The organism is Paenibacillus sp. HGF5, from assembly GCF_000204455.1.
Classification (GTDB): domain Bacteria; phylum Bacillota; class Bacilli; order Paenibacillales; family Paenibacillaceae; genus Paenibacillus_AQ; species Paenibacillus_AQ lautus_A.
This window is the reverse complement of sequence record NZ_AEXS01000154.1, coordinates 1-12,670: the sequence shown is the minus strand read 5'-3', so window position 1 is coordinate 12,670 and position 12,670 is coordinate 1. Positions and strand designations below refer to the sequence as shown.

12 protein-coding genes are annotated in these 12,670 nt (G+C 52.3%); 1 reads left to right on the top strand and 11 read right to left on the bottom strand.

All coding sequences use genetic code 11. The features are described 5' to 3' along the window. Positions 1–51 precede the first annotated feature (51 nt). The 10 genes from phoU to HMPREF9412_RS25100 form a co-directional block, all read right to left on the bottom strand. A complete protein-coding gene (phoU, locus tag HMPREF9412_RS25145) occupies positions 52–711 on the bottom strand; it encodes a phosphate signaling complex protein PhoU (protein WP_009594643.1) in 660 nt (219 codons plus the stop codon). 54 nt (positions 712–765) lie between these two features. Then, positions 766–1,521, bottom strand: a complete 756-nt coding sequence (pstB, locus tag HMPREF9412_RS25140; protein ID WP_009594645.1) for a phosphate ABC transporter ATP-binding protein PstB — start codon at positions 1,519–1,521, stop codon at positions 766–768. A gap of 47 nt (positions 1,522–1,568) precedes the next feature. After that, positions 1,569–2,444 (bottom strand): phosphate ABC transporter permease PstA, encoded by an 876-nt coding sequence (gene pstA, locus HMPREF9412_RS25135; RefSeq protein ID WP_009594637.1) that lies wholly within the window; start codon positions 2,442–2,444, stop codon positions 1,569–1,571. Continuing rightward, positions 2,445–3,338: a phosphate ABC transporter permease subunit PstC gene (gene pstC, locus HMPREF9412_RS25130; RefSeq protein ID WP_009594642.1), complete on the bottom strand. Its 894-nt coding sequence runs from the start codon at positions 3,336–3,338 to the stop codon at positions 2,445–2,447. 97 nt (positions 3,339–3,435) lie between these two features. Next, positions 3,436–4,440 carry a PstS family phosphate ABC transporter substrate-binding protein gene (locus HMPREF9412_RS25125; protein ID WP_009594622.1) on the bottom strand — a complete coding sequence of 335 codons (1,005 nt, stop codon included), beginning with the start codon at positions 4,438–4,440 and terminating at the stop codon, positions 3,436–3,438. 129 nt (positions 4,441–4,569) lie between these two features. Continuing rightward, on the bottom strand, positions 4,570–5,748 hold the full coding sequence (locus HMPREF9412_RS25120) for a methyl-accepting chemotaxis protein (protein ID WP_009594621.1): 1,179 nt from the start codon (positions 5,746–5,748) through the stop codon (positions 4,570–4,572). A gap of 177 nt (positions 5,749–5,925) precedes the next feature. Beyond that, positions 5,926–6,657: a response regulator transcription factor gene (locus tag HMPREF9412_RS25115; RefSeq protein ID WP_036673586.1), complete on the bottom strand. Its 732-nt coding sequence runs from the start codon at positions 6,655–6,657 to the stop codon at positions 5,926–5,928. Between the two features lie 70 nt (positions 6,658–6,727). Further along, positions 6,728–8,545: a two-component system histidine kinase PnpS gene (gene pnpS, locus HMPREF9412_RS25110; RefSeq protein WP_009594631.1), complete on the bottom strand. Its 1,818-nt coding sequence runs from the start codon at positions 8,543–8,545 to the stop codon at positions 6,728–6,730. Between the two features lie 25 nt (positions 8,546–8,570). Further along, the gene (locus tag HMPREF9412_RS25105) at positions 8,571–9,542 is read right to left on the bottom strand and encodes a bile acid:sodium symporter family protein (protein WP_009594628.1); all 972 of its coding nucleotides are present in this window, start codon (positions 9,540–9,542) and stop codon (positions 8,571–8,573) included. Between the two features lie 164 nt (positions 9,543–9,706). Then, positions 9,707–11,260: a fumarate hydratase gene (locus tag HMPREF9412_RS25100; protein ID WP_009594644.1), complete on the bottom strand. Its 1,554-nt coding sequence runs from the start codon at positions 11,258–11,260 to the stop codon at positions 9,707–9,709. Positions 11,261–11,478: 218 nt separating this feature from the next. Here HMPREF9412_RS25100 and HMPREF9412_RS25095 point away from each other — a divergent pair, with 218 nt between their 5' ends. Further along, positions 11,479–11,853: a hypothetical protein gene (locus HMPREF9412_RS25095; RefSeq protein WP_036673584.1), complete on the top strand. Its 375-nt coding sequence runs from the start codon at positions 11,479–11,481 to the stop codon at positions 11,851–11,853. 130 nt (positions 11,854–11,983) lie between these two features. On the opposite strand, the gene HMPREF9412_RS25090 is transcribed toward HMPREF9412_RS25095, so the two are convergent. Continuing rightward, on the bottom strand, positions 11,984–12,670 hold a 687-nt coding region (locus HMPREF9412_RS25090; RefSeq protein ID WP_009594632.1), incomplete at its 5' end, for an SDR family oxidoreductase.

The following is a 12,670-nucleotide window of genomic DNA, read 5'->3' as shown; positions in this document are numbered from 1 at the left end:
AATGCTCGCAAAAAAAACGCCGGCTTTCGCCAGCGTTTGACTAACATTTTGCTATTGATTGAGGTCGGGACGATGACCCGTTACGAGGTACACCGTGCTCTCGCCGATGTTGGTTGCATGGTCGGCGATCCGTTCGATGTAGCGTCCCACCATGATCAGCAGCATCGCTTGATTGGCCGAATCCGGATCGGACGTCAGATGCGAATACAGGTCCTGCAGAATGACGCTGTACAAGTGATCGACCTGATCATCATCCTGTGCCATTTTATAAGCCAGATCCGTATTTTCCGTCAGATAGGATTCGATGGATTCCGAAACCATCGCTTGCACCATATCCGACATCCGCGGAAGATCCACCAAAGGCTTGATCAGTTTCTGGCCTTGCAGACGGATCGTGACTTTAGCGACATCCCGCGCCAAGTCTCCCATACGCTCCAAATCGCTTGCAATCCGGAAAGCAACCAATATTCGGCGCAAATCCTTTGCCACAGGCTGCTGGGTCACGATCAGGCGGGAGCCGATGTCCATGATTTGCTCTTCCATGTTGTTTAACTGCACATCGTTCTTGATAACCGCCTGCGCTTTCTCCGCATCCAAGGTCTGGAGGGACTCCACGCTGTTTGCCAGCGCCTCCTCCATATGCTTGCCCATATCCTGCAGCAAACTTCTCAGCTCATCAAGCTGCTGATCAAACTCAATTCTCCGGATCATGTATGATGCTCCTCCTATCTACTTTTAAGAAAGATCATTGTCGTAATAACGGCCTTAACCGAAACGGCCCGAGATATAATCCTCGGTACGTGCATCCGACGGCGTCGAGAACAGCGTATCCGTGTTCGCGGATTCAACCACTTCGCCATTCAGGAAAAATACCGTCTGCCCGGATACGCGTGCAGCCTGATGCATATTGTGCGTAACCATGACGATGGTGTATTTGCTCTTCAGCTCCTGCACCAGCTCTTCAATCTTCAGCGTCGAGATCGGATCCAGCGCGGACGTGGCTTCATCCATGAGCAGGATATCCGGCTGTACGGCAAGGGCCCGGGCAATGCACAGACGCTGCTGTTGGCCGCCGGACAGGCTAAGCGCGGAACGCTTGAGATAATCTTTGACCTCGTCCCACAGCACAGCCTGCTTCAAGCTTTGCTCCACGATTTGGTCAAGCTCCGCTTTATTGCGGATGCCGTGCAGGCGCGGCCCGTAAGCGATGTTGTCATAGATCGATTTAGGGAACGGATTCGGCTGCTGGAACACCATCCCTACCTGCTTGCGCAAGGCCTCGACGTGGACCTCCTCGCTGTAGATTTCCGTCCCGCCGATTTGCACGCTGCCCTCGATCCGGGTGGAAGGGATCATGTCGTTCATCCGATTCAGCGTACGCAGCAGCGTTGACTTACCGCAGCCCGACGGTCCGATGAATGCCGTCACCGTTTTCTCCGGAATGTCCAGATCGACGTTTTTAAGCGCATGGTACGTATCGTAGTATAAATTCAATTTTTTTATCTGTATGATGGATTCCATATCTTATTCATGTCTCCTTTTTCACGATTAGATCTGCTATGCGTCTCTTAGATGTTCTTCGAATACTTGTTCCGAATCCACACGGCTGCGATGTTCATGATGAACAGCATGATGAGCAGCAGGATGATACCAGAAGCTGCCAGCTCGTGGAATGCCTCACTTGGTCTGGATACCCAGTTAAAGATCTGGATCGGCATGACAGTAAACGAATCGAGCAGATTTTCCGGCAAGAAGGCCACGTACGTTAAAGCACCAATCATGATAAGCGGTGCGGTTTCGCCGATCGCACGAGACAAGGCCAGGATAACCCCGGTCATGATTCCAGGAATCGCTGACGGCAGCACGGCGCTGGATACCGTTTGCCATTTCGTTGCGCCCAGCGCATATGAAGCGTCACGCCGGTTCTTAGGCACGGCGCGAAGCGCCTCTTGCGCCGCAACGATGATAATCGGGAGCACGAGCAGCGTCATCGTTAATACCCCGGACAACAGGCTGCGGCCAAGATTCATGCCGCGCACGAAAATCGCCAGCCCCAGGATACCGTATATAATAGAAGGAACCCCTGCAAGCGTACTGATATTCAGCTGAATGAGCCGAACCCAGCGGCTGCGGCCCGCATACTCTTCGAGAAAGATGGCCGCGCCCACGCCCAGTACAAATGACAGTGGAGCCATGAGCAAAAGCAAATAAATCGTGCCGACAATCGGCGATTTCAGTCCTGCTTTATCCGCGATGCGCGACGGAAAGTTGGTGAACAGCTCAGGCGAGAGCCGATGAACGCCATCCATCACGATCGTCACGATCAAAGCCATCAAAACAAGAATACCGATGCTGGTACAAGCCAGGAATATCATATGCAGCGTCTGGTCACTACGGCGTCTCCGGTTGATTCCTTTGCTGTCTCCCAGATTCAATTGTTCCATCTAGTATTCCTCCCTGAAGCGGCGAGCGACCCACTGCGCCAATATATTAAGCAAGAAGGTGATGACAAACAAGGTCAAACCTACTGCAAAAATCGTGCCGTATTCAATCGTTCCTCGCGGAACGTCTCCCATGCTTACCTGAACGATATACGAAGTCATCGTCTGAATGCTTTCCAACGGATTCAACGTCAGCTGCGGCGTGGCGCCTGCAGCCACCGTCACGATCATCGTTTCGCCGATCGCGCGCGAGAATGCCAATACGAATGAGGACACGACCCCGGACAGAGCGGCTGGAAGCACGATCTTCAGCGCAACCTCAAATCGGGTAGCACCCAGCGCGTATGCTCCATGACGAAGACTCTTGGGAACAGCACGCATCGCGTCTTCGCTTAAAGACGAAATCATCGGCAGGACCATGATGCCGACAACGAGCCCCGCGCTAAGCGCATTGAATATCCCCATATCGGGGAAAATCTTTTGAAGGAATGGCGTTACGGTTTCAAGCGCAAAATATCCGTAAACAATCGTTGGTACACCAGCCAACACTTCAAGCACTGGCTTTACAACCCCCCGAACCCGGGCAGGAGCGTATTCATTGAGATAAATAGCGCATGCCAAGCCGATAGGCACTGCGAAAATGATCGCAATGCCTGTAATCAGCAATGTGCCGCCCAGCAGGGGCAGCACGCCGAATTCTTTTGGAGGGAGAATCGGACTCCATGTCGTTCCGGTCAAGAAGGACCATACCGGCACTTCCTTGAAGAAGATCACGGATTCCTGTAGAAGCGTATATACAATACCGATGGTGGTAAACACCGAAAGCATGGCACACAAGCCGAGCAGGATTGGAATGATTTTGTCTGAGATGCGCGTTTTGCTTCGACGGAATGTCATGCTTTTAGTGTTTGCCGCCACGGGTGAAGTTTTGTTCATTCTCCTCTTCCCTTTCTATGGGTTGCCCGAAGGATTCCCTTCGGGCATGAAATCTTTATTATTTTGCCAACTTGTCTTTTTCTTCTTGATACTGTTCGTCTTGAAGCGGTACGAAACCGACTTCGCCAGCAAGACTAGCGGCATTATCAAGGTAGAAGGTCATGAATGCACTCACTTCCGGGCGCTCAAGCTCTTTATCGTTTACGTAAAGCAGCAGCGGACGGGACAATGGAGCATAACTGTTATCCTTGATCGTTTCCATGCTTGGAGCTACGGTAGCTGTACCGTTATCGATCGGAACCAGCTTCAACTTGTCTTGGTTCTCTTCATAGAAGGAGAATCCGAAGTATCCGATGGAGTTTTTGTCGCCAGCAACTCCTTGTACGACTGCGTTTGTATCGGCACTGAACGTGATTTGGCTGTCGTTTCTGCTTGCTTGTGCTTCACCGTTAATCGCTTCTGTGAAGTAGTCGAATGTTCCGTGGTCTGTACCAGGAGAGTAAATTTTGATTTCCTCTGCCGGCCATCCTTCGCGAACGTCAGCCCATGTTTTTACGGTGCTGTTCGGCTCGTAAATTTTCTTCAGCTCATCTACTGTCAATTTATCTACGAATTCATTGCTCGGGTTAACAACAACGGATAGTCCGTCATAAGCTACCAGAACCTCATGATAGGAAATGCCCTTGGATTTTGCTTCTTCAGCTTCACTGTCTTTAATTGGACGGGATGCATTGGAGATTGGAATCTCTCCATTGTTAAAGCGTTTGAAACCGCCACCTGTTCCGCCTGTTCCGATCGGAATGCGGACATCCGGGTTAGCTGCGCCGAACTCTTCGGCAATGGCTTCGGTCAATGGATGCAATGTGCTGGAGCCGTCAATTTCAATCGTCCCCGACAAAGCTGTTGTTGTACTTCCTTCATTTTGCTGTGCTGAACCGTTGTCTGTATTTTCTCCGGAAGCACCGCCGGAAGTTGTTCCTCCGCCGCATGCCGCCAAAAGCGTGCTCAGCATCAATACCAGTACGAGAATACCTGCTGGTTTACGACCCCTTCTTTTAAACAAACGAATCCACTCCTTCAAAATGGTTGTTGTCTCTAACTTCCTACTTACAATATTGATAATAATCCCGTAATGTAATAACAGTTTCTGAGAAATGTAAACGCAGTGTAAAATATTTTGATAAAACTAGATTCATAGGCTCGGCTTTTCTTCTAACGATCCGTTTAATCCTGCGAGCTCATCCTTCACCCGCTCCACGCGCCTAACGGTTTCCTCCGCCAGTTGATAAACCTGATTCCCCGACTTCTGAACCTTCTCGACGGCGGTCTCCATTTCGTTAAACATTTCGGCGCCTTCGGTTACATACCCCTCGCAGGACTGGATTTCCCTCAGCGAAGATACGGCGCCTACGGCTGTATCTCCCGCCAGCCGCTGGATATGCTCCAGCAGCTGGGCGATATCCCCTGACAGCTTACGCGTTTGTTTGGCCAGCGACTGCACCTCTGCCGCTACCACTTGAAATCCCCGCCCATGCTCTCCGGCATGCGCAGCTTCAATCGAAGCATTCATTGCCAGCAAACTGCTTTGATTGGCCAGCTCGGTAATCATCCCGGTTATCGAGGAAATGCGGCTGGCATCCGCAGCTAGCTCGGCAGCCTGCCCTTCACGCTTCGTCATATCCTCCACTAGGCCAAGATAAGAGGTTCGGACATGGTCAAGCTTCTTCTTACCCGTCTGGGACCATTCCCTCATCCGTATACATTCCGCATTCGTTCTGGCTGCCGCCGCTCGAACCTCGGTCAACGAGGATTGGATGTTCCCGGTATGCCGGAAGCTTTCCTGAAGAATCAGCTCCCGCTTCTCTTCCGCTTCCGTTTGGAGACAGCTCGACAGGCTCATTAAATCCCGAACGGTAAGCACGCCCAGCAGGCGGTCAGCCTCCGTCATCAGGACGCAATCATAAAATTTCGAATCCGGGCGCCGCAGGGCCAATTGCAGCAGTGTTCCTACCTTCTCGGTCACATCGACCTTCATCGGTTGATGGTCCCCAAACTGGAAGGCCGGCCTGGAATAATACAGGTCAACGGCAAACCGGCCCATCATTCGCCGGTAAAAAGCATCCCGCATGATCAGCCCCGACGGCCTGTCTGACTCACCGCAATAAATAACGCAAGGGATATGCTGATCCTTCGTAAAAACATTCAGCACGTCGAGGCAGGTTTCGGATTTTCGGATAATAGGGACCTTTCTTATGTACTGCCGATATAATGCGCCTGCTTCAGGTTTGCTTGCTGATTGGCCATCCATTGCCGCCTCTACTTCCGCTTCGGTTCTCTCTGTCTGATTCGGTTGGCTTTGAAGCAGTGTCATGCGCCCTCACCCCTTGATTGATCTGGTCCTTTAGACGCATCTTAACGGACAAGTGTTATGGGAATATTCTCGAATGATTAAGGGAGTGTAAACGAAGGAGGGATGTTGGCAAGAATATGAGACATTGGACATGCTTAGGTCCTGCCCAAAGACCCAAAAAAAATACTCCGCATCATTTCAAATCGAATGATGGGAGCCTTTAATAGGATTTACCACAAGTTTATAACCAACTCCGCGGATGGAGTCGATGTGTGCGGACTCAGGATCAAGTTCAAGCTTCTTGCGCAGGGAGCTCACGTGAACGTCGACGGTTCGCTGTCCGCCGATATAATCGAAGCCCCAGACCACGTTCATCAGATCGTCCCTTGTTAACACCACGCCCGGTTTCTTGGCCAGATAGAGAAGCACCTCGAATTCTTTCGGACGGAGATTAATGCTCTGACCGCCAAGCCGCACCTCGTATTTCTCAGGATAGATTTCCAGCTGCCCAAGCGAAATGACGTTGCCTTGATTGTCCGTCGTCTTTACCTCGTCAGCATGGCCGGACACCCGGCGCATGACGGCCGATACGCGAGCCAGCAGCTCGGACACGCCAAACGGCTTGGTAATATAGTCATCCGCCCCCATCTTCAAACCTTGAACAACTTCCTCTTCGGCGTTCTTCGCGGTCAAAATGATGATCGGCGTCGTAATTCCGTTACTGCGTAGTTTCTCTAAGATCTGAAAGCCGTTCATGCCAGGCAGCATAACATCCAACAGGATCAAATCGTATTCATGTTGTGACGCTTTCTCGTAACCTGCCGTACCGTGTTCCTCTACCTCGACTTGAAAGCCTTCCTGCGTCAAATTGTAAGACAACAGCCGCGAAAGTGTCGGCTCATCTTCGATGACAAGCATGCGTTGCGTCAATGGTACCCCCGCCCTTATCTTGTTAATTGGACTGCTCATGCAAGTATATCAACAGAATGTTAACGGAGTGTTAACTCCCTGTATCGTGGGTTTCCTGCAGGATCGGAAGCTCGATGATGAAGGAGCTTCCAATGCCCAGCTCGCTTTCAACCTTGATGGTTCCGTGGTGAAGGTCCACCAGATGCTTAACGATCGATAGGCCGAGCCCCGTTCCGCCGGATCCGCGCGAACGCGCTTTATCCACCCGGTAGAATCGTTCAAAAATGCGGGGCAGATCCTTCTTCGGAATGCCGATCCCGGAATCCTTGACAACGAATTCCACCAAATCATCGGCACTCCCGTTATTATGCTTTTCACGCGCCGTTAATTTTACTCGTCCGCCCTCCTGCGTGTAACTGATGGCATTCGAGAGAAGATTCATAAATATCTGGCGAAGCTTATCCTCATCGCCTTCCATAAACAGCTCCTCCGGAACGTCGAGCTCCAGGCTGATCCGCTTCTTCTCCGCTACCGTGCGCATCATTTCGGATATCGTATCGAAGAACGCCGACAGATGAATCGGCGAGTAATCCATCTGAATCCGCTTCGATTCGATCTTGGACAGCTCCAGAATGTCACCGATCAAACGGTTCAGCCGTTCGGATTCGTCATAGATGATCTGGAGGAAGGAACGTGACGTCTTCTCGTCGGTCACTCCGCCGCCGAGCAGCGTTTCGGCAAATCCTTTCACCGCAGCCAGCGGGGTCTTCAGCTCATGAGACACATTGGCAACGAATTCGCTTCGCATGCGTTCGAGCCTGCGAATATCGCTAACGTCCTGCAGCAGGAAGAGCATGCCGCGCCGATAAGGCTCCTGCTCTTCCTCTTGCATCATCGTCACTCCGTCAATGCGGATAATCGATTCCACCGGATAATAAACGTTGCGTTCTTCATGGAAGTCCGCTTGGCTTCCAAGGCCTTCCTCCATCAGTTTGGTCAATTCATAATGCTGCTTCAGCTCGCGGTACGATTTCCCGGTAATCACCTCGGCATTAATGCCGAGCATTTTCTCAGCAGCCCGGTTTACAAGGATGATTTGGCCGGCTCCGCTAACCAAGACGATGCCCCCTGTCATATTGTTGAGGACGCTTTGCAGCAAGTCTTCGTTATCCCGTATCGTCCGCAGCTGGGTTTGAAGGCTGTCTGCCATTCCATTGATGGCTTGCGCCAATTGACCGATCTCGTCCTTACGGTGAATCTTTACTCTCGCATCGTATTCCAGACGCGAAATCCGTCTAGCTACGCGCGTAATCTTCTCAAGCGGCGAAGTCAATCCTTGAGCGACGCGGTAGCTCACCAAGGCAGCAATCAGAAACAGCACCAGCAGGCCAATCCCCATAACGGTCCAGCCTTGCTTGACTCCCTGGTCGACTTCCTTCAGGCTGACGGACAACCGGACGAATCCGTCGAAATTCTCCCCGGCCTTGACCGGGAGAGCGACATACAGCATATCCTGCTGAAGCGTATCGCTGCGGCGAATGGTACTCCCGCGGCCTTCTTTGACCGCTTGAAGCATCTCCTCGCGATAAGCATGATTATCCATGGTCAACGGGTCGCTTTCCGAATCCCCGATCACCCTGCCGTCCTTCAGTATGAACGTCACTCTCGCATCGGACAGCTCCTCCAGCTGCAAGGACCTGTCGGTATAATACGAAACGGCTTCCGCGCCGTCCGTATCCGGGAACTCCATCATGGTCTGCAGGAGCCGAATCTCCCGGACCATATTATCCTCCAGCAGCTGGATATGGGACTGTTTGAACACCGTCACCATAGCCAGGCCTGCCGCAAGCATGGATAACCCGATTAAAGTAAGCATAATCAGAGTCAAACGGTTGCGATACTGCCTCATGGTCTCTCCTCTTTCTGCTTCATGATCATTTTGGATAACTTACCGCCCGTGTCCGTCTTCGGTGGAACAGTGCGTGAATGACCGTTGCCGCCGGCTGTTGAAACATAATGCCCAGCACGACCGGAATGGACGCCTGGGGCGAAAAATACGATGTCGCAAGCACCATCCCGAGGGATATATTCCTCATGCCGGACGCGTAGGTAAATGTAATTTGCATGTCCTGTGTCCGTCCCGGCATCGCATAGGAGCCAAAGTAGCCGAGTAAATAACAGATCACGATCAGCGCAACGACAACCGGGATGACCACCAGCATTTCCTCCTTCATGCCTGCGGCATGGGGAGCGATAGCCGCCGCGTTCAGCATCACCACAAGCATGAAAAACAGCTTCGATATCGGCTGCGTCACGGGAGCTGACCACTCCTTGATCCGTCCTTTGGATACCTCATACAGCATCACCCCGATCAGAGTGGGCAATACCACCATAGTCAGCAAATCAAGTATCAGCTCGGACGCATTCCATGCAACCAGTGCATCTCCGATAAACATATCCATCAGAGCCGGCACGACCAAGGGACTGAGTATGGTGTCCAGCACCACCACCGCCAAGATGAACGGAACGCTGCCGCCGGAGCTTCCGACCCACATCACCGAGGATATCCCGAGCGGAATGATCGCGAACAGCAGCAAGCCTATCGTATAGTCCGAGTCCGCGCCGAATACGGCCGAGCCCAATCCATAGGCGAGCACCGGTGCGGCCGCATGGGCAAGAAACAGCGTCAGCATGACGGCAAAGGGGCGTTTCAGCACCCCTTGCAGATGGCGGATGCCGCAGCCAAGCGCCATGACCAGCGTAATATAACCGAATAGATAAGGAATCCAGTGAACAAAGTCCAGCAGCACGTCCGAGAGCAGCCAGCCTAGCACCAGCGACCCGGGAATCAAAAGAAAGGTGTACTTTTCAAACCAAGATGCAAAGGCCAGTCCAAAACTTCTCAACAGTTTCCTCCTATGACTGAATTGACGTATTTGACTTTCATCATAAACCGGAGCGATCCGAACCGCAACGAAAATTCTCGAAATAAGGCTCCCTGCTTGCGCTCAACAAAAAAGCACCGACCGGCACGTGATGGCCAATCGATGCTTACTCATCGTGGTATGAATCAGGAGAACACCGGCTCTTTAAACATCGCCAGCTTCTGTGCGGAATCCTTGCTCACATCGGCATGCAGACTGTTTCCGTGCGAATCCATGGTAACGATGGCGGCAAAGCCGTCGACCTCCAAATGCCACATCGCTTCCGGAATGCCGAACTCCATGAAATCCACGCCGTTAACTTTTTTGATGCATCTCGCATAATACTGGGCAGCCCCGCCGATGGCATTCAGATACACGCCGCCATGCTCCTGCAAGGCTTGAAGCGTCTTCGGTCCCATGCCGCCTTTTCCGATGACCGCGCGAATGCCGAATTTTTTCAAAATATCGCCTTGGTACGGCTCTTCCCGAATACTGGTCGTCGGGCCTGCCGCCTTGACATGCCATCCCTCTTCATCCTGCATCATAACCGGACCGCAGTGATAAATCACGGCTCCGTTCAGATCGATTGGGGCATCGTGATCCATCAGGTATTTATGAAGCGCATCACGTCCGGTATGCATCTCGCCTCGGATCACCACCACATCCCCGACACGCAGGGAACGGATCTGCTCCTCGCTGATCGGCGTCTGAAGCACTACTTCACGTCCCTGGGAATCACTCGGCGCTGATTCTTCGACTCGGGACGCTGCCGTTTCGGAGTTTGCATTCATCTGCACCTCGCTGCCTGCTTCATACAGCCAATCCGCGATCTCCCCGGTTTCCGGCTCAATCAGTACGCCCTGACGACGGAACGCCCAGCAGTTATAGGCCACCGACACAAAAAAGCTTGCCGGCAGGCGGTTCATCGCACCGACCTTGCAGCCGAGCAGCGTGACTTCTCCGCCAAAGCCCATCGTGCCGATCCCCAGCTTGTTTGCATTTTCCAATATGTAATCTTCGAGCTTCGCCAGATCCTCATTCGGATTCACGTCTTCCACATGCCGGAACAGCTGATGCTTCGCAAGCTCGTATCCGGTCGTGCGGTCGCCTCCGATACCTACGCCGATAAATCCGGCGCTGCAGCCCTGCCCCTGAGCTTGATACACGGCATGCATGATGCACTTGCGGATTCCGTCCAGGTCACGTCCCGCTTTTCCCAATCCTTCAAGCTCTGCGGGAAGGCTGTACTGGATGTTTTTATTCTCGCAGCCGCCCCCTTTCAGGATGAGACGGACGTCCACCTTATCCTGCTCCCATTGCTCGAAATGGATGACGGGCGAACCTGGACCGAGATTATCCCCGCTGTTGGCGCCTGTCAACGAATCCACCGAGTTAGGACGCAGCTTGCCATCCTTCGTGGCGCGAACCACCGCCGCGTAGATCGCCTTCTTCATTTCGATGTGATTCGCACCCACGGGTGTATGCACGATAAACGTCGGCATGCCCGTATCCTGGCAGATCGGCGATACTTCCTGCTCGGCCATCTCGATATTTTGAGCGATCGTTGCAAGTGCCAGCCCCGCTCGCGTTGCCGCATCCTCGGACGCTCGTCCACGGTTGACTGCTCTTCGCACGTCTCCGGGCAAATTCGTGGAGGTTTCTACAATCAGTCGATACATGCTCTCTTCAAATAACTTCATAGCGTCAGTAAACTCCTCTCTTTCATGACCCAATCCTAATAGCAAAAAAAGAATCATTATAAACTGCCAATATTGTTATCATATCATATCATTTCGCACATGAAAGGGTTTACTTGAAAAAATGAAAGAGACGAGAAAATGTGTTGAATTGCCGGTCATAATGACCATACCAATCTATGAATCTCTCATATATTGGTTAAGGAAAGGAGGTGATTGCTATGATGAGAAAAGTTACAGTCTCCCAGGTTGTTTTTCCAAGACTTGCCCTGTTCAGAAATGAGTTTTACAGAGGACGGCGTTTTGTGGTGCGTGGCAATGTAGGGATCCGGAATCTCGAGAGAGCTTTTGGCGACATTGAAAGCTTAAGATTCTTCTCCCCCAACGCTAACGCAACCCTGGTCCTGTTCTCGGAGCCGAATTTCAGGGGCAGATTCAGAGTGTTCCGCGGCAGCACCAACATCGGCGATCTTGACGATATCATCGGCGGTGAAGAGCCAGAGTCCATTATTAGTTCGAACCGCCGTTTGACGCTGGCTCAAATCCGGGCGATCCGCGATACCGGACGGCTTCCAAACGGGTTTAGAACCATCTGATTCTCCGTATGCCTGTAATCTCTCGTAACCCTCTCCCATGATAAAAGAGCGGACATCCGGGCTGAAGCCCAGGATGTCCGCTCTATTTTGTCATCGAGTATGTTTACTAGGCGCAAATGGAATCAACGCTTTAACCGTTAATCACTTCGCCGCCGTTCACATGAATCACTTGACCGCTCACGTAGGAGGAGTCCGTTGATGCCAGATATACATAAGCAGGGGCCAATTCTTCCGGTTGACCCGGACGTTTCATCGGCTGGGTCGCTCCAAACTCGGCTACCTGATCCGCCGGGAACGTCGAAGGAATCAGCGGCGTCCAGATGGGTCCCGGGGCAACGGCATTTACCCGGATTCCTTGACCGACCACGTTCATCGACAAGGAACGCGTAAAGGCCACGATGGCTCCCTTGGTTGATGCATAATCCAGCAGCTGCGGGCTTCCCCGGTAAGCCGTGATGGAGGTCGTGTTAATAATGGAGCTTCCCTTGGACAGATGCGGCATCGCCGCCTGCGTCAAATAGAACATCCCGAAAATATTCGTGCGGAATGTCCGCTCCAGTTGTTCTTTGGTAATGTCCTCGATCTTCTTCTGCGGGTGCTGTTCGGCTGCGTTGTTGACAAGAATATCGAGCTTCCCAAGCTTCTCTACGGTTTCGGTGACTGCATCGCGGCAAAACGCGTCGTCGCCGACATCGCCGGCGATCAGCAGGCATTTACGCCCTTCCTGCTCTACCTGTCGCTTGGTCTCTTCCGCATCCTTGTGCTCGTTCAGATACACAATGGATACATCCGCGCCCTCCTTGGCATAGTAGACCGC